Here is a 13,394-nt window from a genome sequence, read left to right on the forward strand (position 1 = left end):
GAGAGAAATGAAAGCCCAAGCCGGGATCTGCGCAGAGCCGAATCTGCACGCCCTCTATCTGATGTTCAATCGCACCGGTGACGGCGCCGAGCTGGCGGCCCGTCTGGCCAAGCTGCCGCTGCTGTGGGATGCGGTCGCCGCCGACTTCCCGGCGGCCGGTTTTTCCGGCCTGGTCGCCGTGGGCGCCGAAGGCTGGGATGCCATCTATCCGGCCGCCCGTCCGCCCCAGTTCCGCGGCTTTATGGCGCAGTCCGCCAATGGCCAGGAAGCGCCGAACACCCCCTTCGATCTGTTTGTGCAACTGCGTGCCGACCGGGTGGACGTGTTGCATCACGCCGGTCAGCGGGTGATGGCGCTGCTGGCGGGTCTGGTGGAGTTGGCCGAAGAGGTGCGGGGCTTCCGCAACCTGGACTGCCGCGATCTCACCGGTTTCGTCGATGGCACCGAGAATCCGCAGGATGAGCACAGGGCCGAGGTGGCGCTGCTGGAAGGTGGCGAGTTCGCCGGCGGCTCCTACATCCATGTGCAGCGTTGGGTCCATGCCCTGGCCGACTGGCAGAAGCTGGCGCTGAAGGAGCAGGAAGACATCATAGGCCGCACCAAGGCCGACAACATCGAATACGAGTCTGCCGACAAGCCGCTGACCTCCCACATCAAGCGGGTCAACCTCAAGACCCCGAAGGGCGAGTCCATGGAGATCCTGCGCCAGAGCATGCCCTGGGGCACCATGCAGGAGCAGGGGCTCTACTTCATCTCCTGCTGCCGCACCCCCCAGCACTTCAACGCCATGCTGGCCAGCATGTACAAGGGGGAGGGCAGTCACTACGATCACCTGCTGCGCTTCACCAAGGCAGTGACCGGTGTGGCCCTCTTCGCACCTTCTCAAGATTTCCTGCTGTCACAGGGTAAATAACAGCACGAACACACTGAAAAAATGAGCCGGCACGGGGTCTGGTACGGATCTCTGACCCTGTCGGCTCATCTCTGGCGCCGGGCAACAGAACCCGGATGCGAGTCAGGCCGTCGACAAGGCGTCCAGATAACAAAAATCCCGGCCTAGGCCGGGATTTTTCGTTCAGGTCACAGGGCCGGGAAGGCCTGCCTGATCAGGGGGTCTGTTCGAACAGCTCGAGCGCCGAGAGGTAGAGTTCTTCGATGTCGGTGTCGCTGGTCGGGGTGATGAAGATGGTGTCATCACCGGCGATGGTGCCGAGGATCCCTTCGGCCTTGCCGAGGGAGTCGAGCAGGCGGGCGATCAGCTGGGCCGCACCCGGGCTGGTGTGGATCACCACCAGGGCGCCGTTGTGGTCGACATCCAGCACCAGGTTCTTGAGCGGGCTGGAGGTGGTGGGTACACCCAGCTCTACCGGCAGGCAGTAGACCATTTCCATCTTGGCATTGCGGGTGCGAACGGCGCCGAAGCGGCTCAGCATGCGCGAGACCTTGGATTGGTTGATGTTCTCGAAGCCCATCTCTTGCAAGGCAGTGACTATCTCTGCCTGGGAGCCGAAACGCTCCTCTTTCAGCAGGGCTTTAAAGGCCTTTGCCAGTTTTTCTTGCTTGTCGTTATGTTTCATCTTGGACTCACGAATGAGGGGTGTGGCCGCCTGTCACGCTCAGGCGGCAGATACGAACAGCGCTGCTATTTTGCATTCATATGCCGGTTTTGGCAAGGAAGCGGCGCTTGTTCTGCATATTGATTCAAATATAGCTTGCATCCACCCAACCTAGCGCTAGAATCAGGACGAAATTTTGAAAACTTATTCAATTGGGCTGTATGGGTATTGAATTAATCGGCATCGAAAAATCCTGGCACAAGGTGCAGGTACTGCAACAGGTCAGCTTCAAGACCGCTCCCGGCGAGACCTTGGTATTACTGGGCCCAAGCGGTGCAGGCAAGAGTTCGCTGCTGCGCATGATGAACCTGCTGGATACCCCGGATGCCGGTGTATTGCGCATCGGCGACAATGAATTTTCTTTCCCGTCCTCCCTGTCGACGGCGGAATTCAACCGTCAGGCACAGGCCCTGCGCCGCAAGGTGGGCATGGTGTTCCAGCAGTACAACCTCTGGCCCCATCTCACCGTGATGGAGAACCTCATCGAGGCGCCGGTCAAGGTGCTCGGCATGAGCCGCGAGGCCGCCATCGACAAGGGGGCCTATCTGCTCGCCCAACTGCAACTGGCCGACAAGCGCGACGCCTGGCCGGCGCGCCTGTCCGGTGGTCAGCAGCAGCGGGTGGCCATCGCCCGTACCCTGATGATGGACCCGCAGGTGCTGCTGTTTGATGAGCCCACCGCGGCGCTCGATCCTGAAATTACCAAAGAGGTGGCGGAGATCATCCGCACCCTGAGCCAGACCGGCATCACTCAGGTGGTGGTGACCCACGAGGTGGAGTTCGCCCGCAAGGTGGCCAGTCAGGTGATCTATCTGGAGAAGGGGCGGATCATCGAGTCCGGTAGCGCCGCCATCTTCCAGGCCCCGCAAACCAGCCGGTTTGCCGAATTCTTGATGCATTGATACTGAGTCGATAAGGAAGCTGTCATGAAAAAGAGTCTGCTGTTGATCGCCGCCATGGGCCTGCTGAGCACTTCCGTGTTGGCCAAGGAGATCAAGTTCGCCACCGAGGCGACCTACGCGCCGTTCGAATACCTGGATGACAAGAACGAGTTCCAGGGCTTCGACATCGACCTGGCCCGCGCCATCTGCGTCCAGGCCAAGCTGGAGTGCAGCTTCCACAACCAGGCCTTCGACAGCCTGATCCCCAGCCTCAAGTTCCGTCGTTACGATGCCGCCATCGCCGCCATGGACGTGACCCCGGAGCGGGCCGCCCAGGTCGACTTCTCCGACATCTATTATGAAAACTCCGCCGTGTTCGTGGCCAAGAAGGGCAGCTTCAAGGGCCCGGAAGAGATGGTCGACAAGACGGTCGGCGTGCAGAACGGCTCCTCCCATCAGTCCTATCTGGTGGATAACTGGATCAGCAAGGGCCTGCTGACCGTGCCTTACGCCAGCTACCAGAGCGCCTTCCTCGACATGATGAACGGCCGCACCGACGGCGTCTTCGCCGACACCGCCGTCGCCGCCGACTGGCTCAAGCAGCACAAGGATTACGGCGTGATCGGCGCTCCCGTGACCGACGCCAAGTACTTCGGCACCGGCTTTGGCATCGCGGTGGCCAAGGACAACCAGGAGCTGCTGGGTCAACTGAACAAGGGGCTGGCCGAGATCAAGGCCAACGGCACCTATCAGAAGATCTATGACAAATACTTCGCGCAGAAATAAACCATGTTGAGCCTGTTGTTGGACGCAGCCTGGATGACCCTGGGGCTGGCCTTGGCATCACTGGTCGGGGGCATGGCGTTGGCGCTGGCATTCAGCGCCGCCGAGCTCAGCAAGCGCAGTTGGTTGGTGTGGCCGGTGGCCACCCTGACCACGCTTATCCGTGGCCTGCCCGAGCTGCTGGTGGTGCTGTTCATCTACTTCGGCTCGACCCAGGTGCTGTTCCTCATCACCGGCGAGTATGTGGAGTTCAGTCCCTTCGCCTGCGGCGTATTGGCGCTCTCCCTGCTGTTCGCGAGCTACGCCACCCAGACCCTGCGGGCCGCGCTCAATGCGGTGCCCTCGGGGCAGCGGCTGGCGGCGCTGGCGCTCGGTCTCGGCAGGGGCCACATCTTCTTTCGTATCGTGCTGCCCCAGGCCTGGCGCCACGCCCTGCCCGGGCTCGGCAACCAGTGGCTGGTGTTGCTCAAAGACACTGCCCTGGTCTCCCTTATCGGGGTGAACGAGATGATGCGTCAGGCGCAGATGGCGTCGGCCAGCACCTATGAACCCTTCACCTGGTATGCCGCAGCGGCCCTCATCTACTTAGGCATCAGCCTGGTGAGTGAGTTTGGCCTCAAGCAGGCTGCCCGTTATACCCGTCGTTACGGAGGCTGACCATGCAGGACTATCTCATGACCCTGCTGGGTGGTCTGGCGATCACCTTGCAACTGACGGCACTGAGCTTGTTGCTCGGCGTGTTGCTGGCGGTTGGCATGACCTGGGTGCTGGAGCGGCGCATTCCGGTGGCGACCCAGCTGGTGCAGCTGTGGGTGCTGATCTTCACCGGCACGCCCCTGCTCATCCAGATCTTCCTCATCTACTACGGCCCCGGTCAGTTCGAGTGGCTCAAGGCCGGCCCGCTCTGGCCGCTGCTCAAGCAGCCCTGGTTCTGCGCCGTGCTGGCCCTGGGTTTCAATACCGCGGCTTATTCCACCCGGCTGTTCAAGGGGGCGCTCGACGCCATCCCGGCCGGCGAGGTGGAGGCTTGTCGCTCGCTGGGCTTCTCGGCCGGACAGACCCTGTGGATGAAGGCGCGTCACGCCGCTCGCCGGCTGGTGCCCGCCTACTCCAACGAGGTGATCCTGGTGCTCAAGGGCAGTTCGCTCGCCAGTACCATCACCATCATGGATATCATGGGGTTGGCCCAGCGTCTCAACGCCCAGACCTATGACACCCTGGCGGTATTCACTGTGGCCGGTGCGCTCTACCTGACCATGAATGGATTGTTAACAATTGGTTTCCGTTGGTGTGAAAGACGAGCTCTGGCATTTCAGTCTTGAAACAGCCGTAATTACCTCTTAATGGTGAGGTGGGCGCAGGAAATCTGTGCCTTTCCTCCCATTTATCGCAGATTCCTCTCCATTTTCGTCTCCGCTTGTTCCCTGGCTCACAGAACCTGTGATTACAACTGTTATCAGATTGTTTTTTAGCAGGGGATCCTTTAAGGTGAGGCCCACAATAAGAAACAGCTTTAACCCAACTAGAAACAACCTTAAACCTACGCTGAAACATGGAGTTGATCATGAAAGTTGCCGTTCTGGGTGCCGCCGGTGGCATCGGCCAAGCCCTCGCTCTGCTGTTGAAAAATCGCCTGCCTGCTGGTTCCGAATTGAGCCTGTATGACATCGCCCCGGTCACCCCGGGCGTGGCGGCGGATCTGAGCCATATCCCGACTGACGTGAAAGTAAAAGGTTTCTGCGGTGAAGATCCGAGCCCTGCTCTGGTCGGCGCCGATGTCGTGCTGATCTCCGCCGGTGTGGCCCGCAAGCCCGGCATGGATCGTTCCGACCTGTTCAATATCAACGCCGGTATCGTCAAGAACCTGGTGGAGAAGTGCGCGGCCAGCTGCCCGAAGGCGCTGATCGGCATCATCACCAACCCGGTCAACACCACGGTCGCCATCGCCGCCGAAGTGCTGAAGAAAGCCGGTGTCTATGACAAGCGTCGCCTGTTCGGTGTCACCACCCTGGACGTCATCCGCGGCGAGACCTTCGTGTCCGAGGCCAAGGGCCTGAACATCGACAAGATCCGTGTCAACGTGATCGGTGGCCACAGTGGCGTGACCATTCTGCCGCTGCTGTCCCAGATCGAAGGGGCCAGCTTCACCGCCGAAGAAGCGGCTGCCATGACCAAGCGCATCCAGAATGCCGGTACCGAAGTGGTGGAAGCCAAGGCCGGTGGCGGTTCTGCCACCCTGTCCATGGGCCAGGCGGCCTGCCGCTTCGGTCTGTCCCTGATCAAGGGTCTGCAGGGCGAAGCCAACGTCATCGAGTGTGCCTATGTGGAAGGCAACGGCGAGCACGCCACCTTCTTCGCCCAGCCCATCCTGCTTGGCAAGAACGGCGTCGAGTCCGTGCTGGACTACGGCAAGCTGAGCGCCTTCGAGCAAGAGTCCATGAACAGCATGCTGGCCACCCTGAAGGCCGACATCCAGCTGGGCGTCGACTTCGTCAAATAAGCTGCAGCGTCAGTCATAAGGGGAGCTTCGGCTCCCCTTTGTCATTTTGGGTGGTCTGAACGCCGAGTGAGAGGGCTAAGGAGATGAGGCTTGCGGCCGATAACCGAGAGCAGCAGGAGATCTTCATGATGAAACCCAATACCCTCGTCGGCCTTATCTGTTTATGCAGCCTCCCCTTGCAGGGGGCAGAGCCGGTCTCGGCTGCCTCGCCAACCCAGGCCCCCGCGGTATCTGCTGCCATTGCGCCATCCATACCCGCCTTACCCGCTCCGGCGCCAGCTATTCCTGCCGTGACAGCGTCAGCTCCTATACCGGCCGCTCCCGCCTCGGCAGCGCCGTCGGCGGCACCGGCATCCGCTCCCTTGCCCGAGCCGCTGAGCACGGGTCTGCAGGCGGTGCAGCTCTATCGGCAGGATGAGCTGCTCAACTGGATTGAGCAGGGCCGCCATCTGACCCGGGTGAAGCAGGACAGATGCCAGCTGACCCAGGACATAGAGGCGCGCGCCTCCGTGATGAAGATCCCCGCCTACCAGTTCCTGTGGGGTGACATGCTGGCCTGGGGAGTCTGCATCAAGCCCGACGCACAGATGGGCGTGCAATACATGTGGGAGGCGGCCGATCAGGGGCTGGCCCCCGCGCTTGAACAGTTGGGGCGCTATTACTGGAAGGGGACATTGGTGCAAAAGGATCTGGCGCGAGCCGAGATCCTGATGCGGGAGGCGGCCAGCCTTGGCTTCCAGCGGGCACAGATCGAATGGGTCGAGATGCTGCTGCAGGGCATGGGCAGCCCGCTGGATTATGAGGAGGCCTACCATTGGCTGCACGGCACCGTCATAGGTGACAAGGCCACCCACCAGAAGGCGGCTAGCCTGCTGAGCCGGCTTGGCAATCGCATGCCCGCCAACGCCATCGCCCGTGCCAAGGCGATGCGCTGATCTCTGTCTGATGTGATGCCGGATATGACAAGGCCCACGAACCTGCGTTCGTGGGCCTTGTTGCATCTCGCCATGTCAGGATGCAGACGCCTTATAGATCCTGATGGGGACCGAAGACCTCGTAGTGCATCCGCTCGGCAGGTACACCCAGCGCGAGCAGCTGGGCCTTGATCGCCTTCATGAACGGGAGGGGACCGCAGAAGTAGTAGTGGGCATTGGCCGGAATGAGGTCGGTGACCTGCTCCAGCGCCATGGTGCCACTGAAGTCATAATCTTCTCCTTCCAGATCCTGCTCGGCAGGGGTGCGATACCAGACTCGGCTCTGTAGGTGGGCGTGTTGGCGGCTCTTGGCCCGGATCTCCTCCTTGAAGGCATGCACGGCGCCCTGTTCGCAGGCGTGCAGCCAGCGGATGTCGGCAGCCTGCGGCTCGGCCAGCCGCTGGTTCAGCATGCTCAGCATGGGGGTGAGACCCACACCGGCACTGAGCAGCACCACTGGACTGCTGGCGTCGGCTTGCAGGAAGAAGTCACCGGTCGGCGGCATCAACGCCACCTCGTCACCCGCCTGCAGCTGGTCGTGCAGCAGGTTGGAGACCTGACCCTGGGGCTCACGTTTGACGCTGATGCGATAGTCGCGGCCATTGGGGGCATCGGAGAGGGAGTATTGACGGATCTCCTGGTACTCCAGCGTTGGGTGATTGAGCTGGATGCTGAGGTATTGGCCCGGTTTGAAGGCGAGCACAGGTTTGCCATCGGCAGGGGCCAGCACGAAGGAGGTGATGAGCTCGCTCTCTTGGCGCTTCTCCTTGATGATGAAGGGGCGGGCACCCTGCCAGCCACCGGCCTGCGCGGCCCGCTCCTGATAGATCTCGCTCTCCCGGCCGATGAAGATGTTAGCCAGCACCCCATAGGCCTTGCCCCAGGCATCCAGCACCTCGTCGGTCACCGCACTACCGCCCAATTCTTTGAGCGTGGCCAAGAGATGACTACCTACAATGTGATATTGTTCCGGCTGGATAAGGAAACCCGTGTGCTTGTGGGCGATGCGCTCCACCGCGCCGGCCAGGGCGCCCAGATTGTCGATGTTCTTGGCGTAGGCCGCCACGGCATTGAACAGCGCCAGCGGTTGACCGCCGCTGCGTTGATGGGCCAGGTTGAAAATATCCTTCAGCTCGGGATTGTGGCTGAACATGCGTTGATAGAAGTGCTGGGTGAGCGCAGGCCCCGCCGATTCGAGCAAAGGGATGGTGCTTTTGATGACGGCGATGGTGCCTTGGTCTAACATAGGAGGTCCTTTTTAATTGAACATATAAAATGCCACTTAATAAGTTGCATCCTAAATGTTTAATTGATCTGGATCAATCATCAATTTCTTGCGCTATGCGCCACAGGCACTATGAGACTAACTAGCTATACCGATTTTGGATTGAGAGCCCTGCTCTATCTGGCCACCCTGCCGGAAGGCGAACTGTCGAGCGTGGCCAAGGTGTCCGCCCTGTACGACGTGTCCCGCAATCACATGGTGAAGGTGGTGAACCAGCTGGTGAAGCTGGGCTATCTGCAGTCCCAGCGCGGCAAGAACGGCGGGATCCGCATGGCCTGTAAACCCGAAGAGGTCAACATAGGTCAGGTGATCCGGGCACTGGAAGGCAATCTGGACGGGATCGACTGCAACTCGCCGGTCTGCCATATCGTCTCGGTCTGTCTGCTCAAGAGTGCCCTGAAAGAGGCGATGAATGCCTTCCTGGCGGTGATGGACAGCTATACGCTGCAAGACTTGCTGGCCAACCGCGCCGAGTTGCAACAGGTGTTCGGCGAGCTGATCCCGACCCTGGTGCTTGAGCCTGAGCCGGAAGAAGAGAACGAATAAGACGAAAAAGGCTGCCATCGGCAGCCTTTTTTCAATCCTCGTAACCCGACTCGTTGCGGTATAGATGTGGCATGATCCGCGCCATCTTCACCATGTTGTTCTCGACTTCAATGATCTCGATGGGATAGCCCGCCAGCCTGACGCTGATGTTTGGCTGGGGGATCTCCTCCAGGTACTCCAGGATCACCCCGTTGAGGGTGCGTGGCCCCTCGATGGGCAGATGCCAGTTCATCTCCTTGTTCAGCTCGCGGATGCTGGCGGAGCCTTCCACCAGGAAGGAGCCGTCCGGCTGGGGGTGGATCTCGTCGCTCGGGGTCGGCGTCATGGAGGTGGTGAAGTCCCCGACTATCTCTTCGAGTATGTCATCCAGGGTGATCAGCCCCTGAATATCCCCATATTCATCGACAATCAGCCCGATCCGCTCCTTGTTGCGCTGGAACTTGGCCAGCTGCACGTTGAGCGGCGTCCCTTCGGGAATGAAATAGATGGGATCGACCTCCCGCAGCAGGCTGGACTTGTTGAACTGATCCTTGGCGACCAGCCTGAGCGCATCCCGTGCGTGCAAGAAGCCGACAACGTCATCGATATTGTCGCGATAAAGCAGGATCTTGGTATGAGCGCAGTGAGCCAGCTGACGCAGTATGGTCTTCCAGTCATCGTTGATGTCGATGGCGAAGATCTCGCTGCGCGGCACCATGATGTTTTCCACCGTCATCTTGTCCAGATCCAGGATGCCGATCAGCATCTCCTGATGGCGTTGGGGGATCAGGCTGCCCGCTTCGTTGACTATGGTGCGCAGTTCTTCCGCGTTGAGGGAATCATCCTTGCGGTGATCCAGTCGCATCAGTTTGAGCAGCAGGTTGGTGATGCCGTTGATGAGCCAGACGAAGGGGGAGAGGGGAATCATCAATCCCTTGAGGATCCAGGAGGCTGGATAGGCAATCTTCTCGGGGAACATGGCGGCCAGGGTCTTGGGGGTGACTTCACCAAATACCAGTACCACCAGGGTCAGGCCGACGGTGGCGATGAGGATGCCGAGATCCCCGAACAACCGGATGCAGACGACGGTGGCGATGGCGGACGCCAGGATATTGACCAGGTTGTTGCCGATGAGGATGAGGCCGAGCAGACGCTCCGGCCTGGCCAGCAGTTTTTCTACCCGGCGGGCGGCCTTGTGCTTGGTCTGGGCCAGATGTCGCAACTTGTAGCGGTTGAGGGACATCAGGCCGGTTTCGGAACTGGAGAAGAAGGCTGACAAGAGGATCAAGATAACGAGGACAATCAGCAGTGTGCTCGTCGAGATACTGTCCAAAAAAGGCTCCTGTTGGATGATGAGGTGATGGACGAGCCGTCAGCTCAGCAAGACTTCCTTGACGAAACGGCTGCCAAAATAGGCCAAGGTCAGGATGACGCTGCCGATGAGGCTCAACGTGATGACCTTGCGGCCACGCCAGCCGCGGCTGTGATGACCCCAGAGCAGCAGCACGTAGACGCACCAGGCGAGGATCGACAGGACCGCCTTGTGGGACTTGCCCTGAGCAAACATGTCTTCGAGGAAGAACAGGCCGGAGGCGATGGACAGCGTCAGCAAGAACAGGCCGGCCGAGATGAGCTGGAACAGCCGCTTCTCCACCGTCATGAGCGGCGGCATGGCGGGCAGGTTGCTGATCTTTCTGGATTTCAGCTTGCGGTCCAGGTAGGCGAGCTGGAGCGCAAAGAGGCAGGCGATCATCAGCACCGAGTAGGCCATCAGGGCGAGCCCGATGTGCAGCAGCAGCTGGGGATGGGCCTCCAGATGGGTAACATAGTTACCGGGGATGAGGGCGCTGGCGGCCAGCAGCAAGGCCGAGAAACTGTAGACCACGGGCAGCAGGATCCAGCCGTTGAAGCGGCGGGTCACGCAGGTCATGAAGCAGCTGATGATGAGGGCGACCAGAGAGGCGACATTCAGCATGCTGAGATTTTGGCCGGACTGCGTGGCCAGCACTTCGCTGCCCACCGCGATACCGTGGGTAGTCAGGGCAAGACCGACGCAGGCGAACAGCGACACTTGCCCGACGGGCTTGGCACTGAGCAGCAGATGCAGCGAGGCGATGATGGCCAGCAGGTAAAACGCCAGGGCCAGAACAGAGATCACGATCATAACCAGGTCGTTGTTAAACAAGCTTTATGAATAAGAGGGGCAGTATACCTTGCACAAGATATGCTCGCCAGTTGTGCCAGGGGCTAACTGCCCATATATAAGTAGCAGGTGACCGCCGCGTGCGGTGAATAATCGTCCTCTGGCGTTGACTGAGGTATGATGCGCCTCATCTATTACGCCTGACCATGCTGATGGCAGGCGGCCGCTGTGCGGCGAATCATCGTCCCATAGTGCTGACTGGGGTATAATGCTCCCCATTTGTTACGCCAAGAACCGGAATGCGTCATGTTTGAGAATTTGACTGAACGACTCTCGCGCACCCTGCGCAATGTCAGCGGCCGTGGCCGACTGACCGAAGAGAACATCAAGGATACCTTGCGTGAAGTGCGCATGGCGCTGCTCGAGGCGGACGTCGCCCTGCCGGTCGTGCGTGACTTCGTGGCGCGGGTCAAGGAGCGGGCCGTTGGTCAGGAAGTGGCCAAGTCGTTGAGCCCGGGCCAAGCCTTCATCAAGATAGTGCATGGCGAGCTGGTCTCGGTCATGGGCGAAGCCAACGAGCAGCTCAATCTGGCCGCCCAGCCGCCGGCCATCATCCTGATGGCGGGTCTGCAGGGTGCCGGTAAGACCACGACCGTGGCCAAGCTGGCCAAATTGCTCAAAGAGCGCAGCAAGAAGAAGGTGCTGGTGGTCAGTGCGGACGTTTACCGTCCCGCGGCGATCAAGCAGTTGGAGACCCTGGCCAGCGACATCGGGGTCGACTTCTTCCCGAGCGACGTGACCCAGAAGCCGGTGGCGATCGCCACCGCCGCCATCGATCAGGCACGCAAGAAATTCTATGACGTGGTGATCGTCGATACCGCCGGTCGCCTGCACGTCGATGGCGAGATGATGGCGGAGATCCAGGATCTGCACGCCACCATCAAGCCGGTCGAGACCCTGTTCGTGGTCGATGCCATGACGGGTCAGGATGCCGCCAACACCGCCAAGGCGTTCAACGAGGCGCTGCCGCTCACCGGCGTGATCCTCACCAAGGCGGACGGCGACGCCCGCGGTGGTGCCGCCCTGTCTGTGCGCCACATCACCGGCAAGCCGGTCAAGTTCATCGGTATGGGCGAGAAGACAGACGCGCTGGAGCCCTTCCACCCGGACCGTCTCGCCTCCCGCATCCTCGGCATGGGGGACGTGCTGTCGCTCATCGAAGAGGTAGAGCGGACCGTCGATAAAGAGAAAGCCGCCAAGTTGGCCAACAAGGTCAAGAGTGGCAAGGGCTTCGATCTGGAAGACTTCCGCGAGCAGCTGGCGCAGATGCGCAACATGGGCGGCATGATGGGCATGCTCGACAAGTTGCCCGGCATGTCCGGTCTGCCGGATAACGTGAAGGATCAGATGGACGACAAGCTCACCGTGCGCATGGAGGCCATCATCAGCTCCATGACCCCCAAGGAGCGTGCCCATCCCGATCTCATCAAAGGCTCCCGCAAGCGCCGCATCGCCGCGGGCTCCGGCATGCAGGTGCAGGACGTGAACAAGCTGCTCAAGCAGTTCACCGAGATGCAGCGCATGATGAAGAAGATGTCCGGCAAGGGTGGCATGCGCAAGATGATGGGGCAGATGAAGAACATGCTGCCACCCGGATTCGGTGGCGGCGGTCGCGGCCCGTTCTGATCCCGAGCCATTCAGCCAGCACAGGGCCCACAAGATGTGGGCCCTTTTCATGGCGTATCCTGCGCAAAAAATGGCTGGTTTGGTTGCAATTATTACGAATCCAAGTAGAATTACGCGGCTTATTTTAAGCTAGGGTCCGCGTGTTTGCGGGCCTTGTTCATTAGATGTTAATGAGGACGATATGGTAACCATTCGTTTACAACGTGGTGGCGCGAAAAAGCGTCCGTTTTACCAAGTAGTAGTTACTGACAGCCGTTGCGCCCGTGACGGTCGTTTCATCGAACGTGTTGGTTTCTTCAACCCGGTCGCTACCGGCAATGCTGAAAAGCTGAAGCTGGACCTGGCTCGTATCGAGCATTGGGTTGCTACTGGTGCCGCTGTTTCTGACCGCGTTGCCAAGCTGATCAAAGACGCTGCCAAAGCTGCTTAATCAGTCAAACGGTAGGGAGTTAAGGTGGAAAAACCTATAGTTCTGGGCACCCTGGGTACCGTATACGGGATCAAGGGCTGGCTTAAAGTGAACTCCTTCACCGATGTTGCCGAAGCGATTTTCGATTACAACCCCTGGATGATTCATCAGAACGGGGCGTGGCGTGAGATTCAGGTTTCGGCCTGGAAGCGTCACAACAAGGGTCTGATCTGCAAGCTCGATGGTATCGATGTGCGCGAGGATGCCCTGGCATTGACCAATGTCGAGATTGGCGTACCCGCCGATCTGTTGCCTGCGTTGCCCGAAGGTGAGTTCTACTGGCGTGACCTGATTGGTTGCTCGGTAAAGACCACCAAGGGATACGACCTGGGCAAGGTGACCGAATTGATGGAAACCGGCTCCAACGATGTGTTGGTGGTTGAGGCCAATGTAAAAGATGCCTTTGGTGCTAAGGAGCGGTTGATTCCGTTTCTGGAAGAGCAGGTGATCAAGAATATTGATCTGACTGCTCGAACAATCGAAGTTGATTGGGATCCTGGTTTCTAGTTTCCCGCGCTAACACGGGTGCCGG

At 59.8% G+C, this 13,394-nt stretch carries 15 protein-coding genes; 11 read left to right on the forward strand and 4 right to left on the reverse strand.

What is annotated here, in order from left to right:
- Positions 1–7 precede the first annotated feature (7 nt).
- Complete coding sequence (locus tag BN1124_RS15245) at positions 8–913, forward strand: Dyp-type peroxidase (protein WP_042643293.1); 906 nt, start codon at positions 8–10, stop codon at positions 911–913.
- A 193-nt stretch (positions 914–1,106) separates the two neighbouring features.
- On the opposite strand, the gene argR is transcribed toward BN1124_RS15245, so the two are convergent.
- Positions 1,107–1,577: a transcriptional regulator ArgR gene (gene argR, locus BN1124_RS15250; RefSeq protein ID WP_005308670.1), complete on the reverse strand. Its 471-nt coding sequence runs from the start codon at positions 1,575–1,577 to the stop codon at positions 1,107–1,109.
- Positions 1,578–1,777: 200 nt separating this feature from the next.
- Here argR and BN1124_RS15255 point away from each other — a divergent pair, with 200 nt between their 5' ends.
- The 6 genes from BN1124_RS15255 (at position 1,778) to BN1124_RS15285 (ending at position 6,715) form a co-directional block, all read left to right on the forward strand.
- A complete protein-coding gene (locus BN1124_RS15255; RefSeq protein ID WP_033129209.1) occupies positions 1,778–2,518 on the forward strand; it encodes an ATP-binding cassette domain-containing protein in 741 nt (246 codons plus the stop codon).
- A 24-nt stretch (positions 2,519–2,542) separates the two neighbouring features.
- Entirely contained in the window at positions 2,543–3,283 is a 741-nt protein-coding gene (locus tag BN1124_RS15260) for a transporter substrate-binding domain-containing protein (protein WP_042643297.1), read from the forward strand.
- A gap of 3 nt (positions 3,284–3,286) precedes the next feature.
- On the forward strand, positions 3,287–3,937 hold the full coding sequence (gene artQ / locus BN1124_RS15265) for an arginine ABC transporter permease ArtQ (protein ID WP_042643299.1): 651 nt from the start codon (positions 3,287–3,289) through the stop codon (positions 3,935–3,937).
- A gap of 2 nt (positions 3,938–3,939) precedes the next feature.
- Positions 3,940–4,602, forward strand: a complete 663-nt coding sequence (gene artM / locus BN1124_RS15270; RefSeq protein WP_042643301.1) for an arginine ABC transporter permease ArtM — start codon at positions 3,940–3,942, stop codon at positions 4,600–4,602.
- A 242-nt stretch (positions 4,603–4,844) separates the two neighbouring features.
- Positions 4,845–5,780, forward strand: a complete 936-nt coding sequence (gene mdh / locus BN1124_RS15275; protein ID WP_033129205.1) for a malate dehydrogenase — start codon at positions 4,845–4,847, stop codon at positions 5,778–5,780.
- A 362-nt stretch (positions 5,781–6,142) separates the two neighbouring features.
- Entirely contained in the window at positions 6,143–6,715 is a 573-nt protein-coding gene (locus BN1124_RS15285; protein ID WP_042643380.1) for a tetratricopeptide repeat protein, read from the forward strand.
- 91 nt (positions 6,716–6,806) lie between these two features.
- Here the strand turns inward: BN1124_RS15285 and hmpA are convergent, their stop codons facing one another.
- Positions 6,807–8,000: an NO-inducible flavohemoprotein gene (gene hmpA / locus BN1124_RS15290; RefSeq protein WP_042643302.1), complete on the reverse strand. Its 1,194-nt coding sequence runs from the start codon at positions 7,998–8,000 to the stop codon at positions 6,807–6,809.
- Between the two features lie 111 nt (positions 8,001–8,111).
- On the opposite strand from hmpA, the gene BN1124_RS15295 reads away from it, so the two are divergent.
- Entirely contained in the window at positions 8,112–8,585 is a 474-nt protein-coding gene (locus BN1124_RS15295; protein ID WP_042643303.1) for an Rrf2 family transcriptional regulator, read from the forward strand.
- A 31-nt stretch (positions 8,586–8,616) separates the two neighbouring features.
- On the opposite strand, the gene BN1124_RS15300 is transcribed toward BN1124_RS15295, so the two are convergent.
- Complete coding sequence (locus BN1124_RS15300; protein WP_042643304.1) at positions 8,617–9,897, reverse strand: HlyC/CorC family transporter; 1,281 nt, start codon at positions 9,895–9,897, stop codon at positions 8,617–8,619.
- Positions 9,898–9,936: 39 nt separating this feature from the next.
- A complete protein-coding gene (locus BN1124_RS15305) occupies positions 9,937–10,728 on the reverse strand; it encodes a cytochrome C assembly family protein (protein WP_042643381.1) in 792 nt (263 codons plus the stop codon).
- A gap of 285 nt (positions 10,729–11,013) precedes the next feature.
- On the opposite strand from BN1124_RS15305, the gene ffh reads away from it, so the two are divergent.
- The 3 genes from ffh (at position 11,014) to rimM (ending at position 13,369) form a co-directional block, all read left to right on the forward strand.
- Positions 11,014–12,393: a signal recognition particle protein gene (gene ffh, locus BN1124_RS15310; protein ID WP_042643305.1), complete on the forward strand. Its 1,380-nt coding sequence runs from the start codon at positions 11,014–11,016 to the stop codon at positions 12,391–12,393.
- A 181-nt stretch (positions 12,394–12,574) separates the two neighbouring features.
- Positions 12,575–12,823, forward strand: a complete 249-nt coding sequence (rpsP, locus tag BN1124_RS15315) for a 30S ribosomal protein S16 (RefSeq protein WP_033129199.1) — start codon at positions 12,575–12,577, stop codon at positions 12,821–12,823.
- Between the two features lie 24 nt (positions 12,824–12,847).
- Positions 12,848–13,369 carry a ribosome maturation factor RimM gene (gene rimM / locus BN1124_RS15320; protein WP_042643306.1) on the forward strand — a complete coding sequence of 174 codons (522 nt, stop codon included), beginning with the start codon at positions 12,848–12,850 and terminating at the stop codon, positions 13,367–13,369.
- Positions 13,370–13,394: the final 25 nt, after the last annotated feature.

Source organism: Aeromonas eucrenophila (assembly GCF_000819865.1).
Lineage (GTDB): Bacteria > Pseudomonadota > Gammaproteobacteria > Enterobacterales > Aeromonadaceae > Aeromonas > Aeromonas eucrenophila.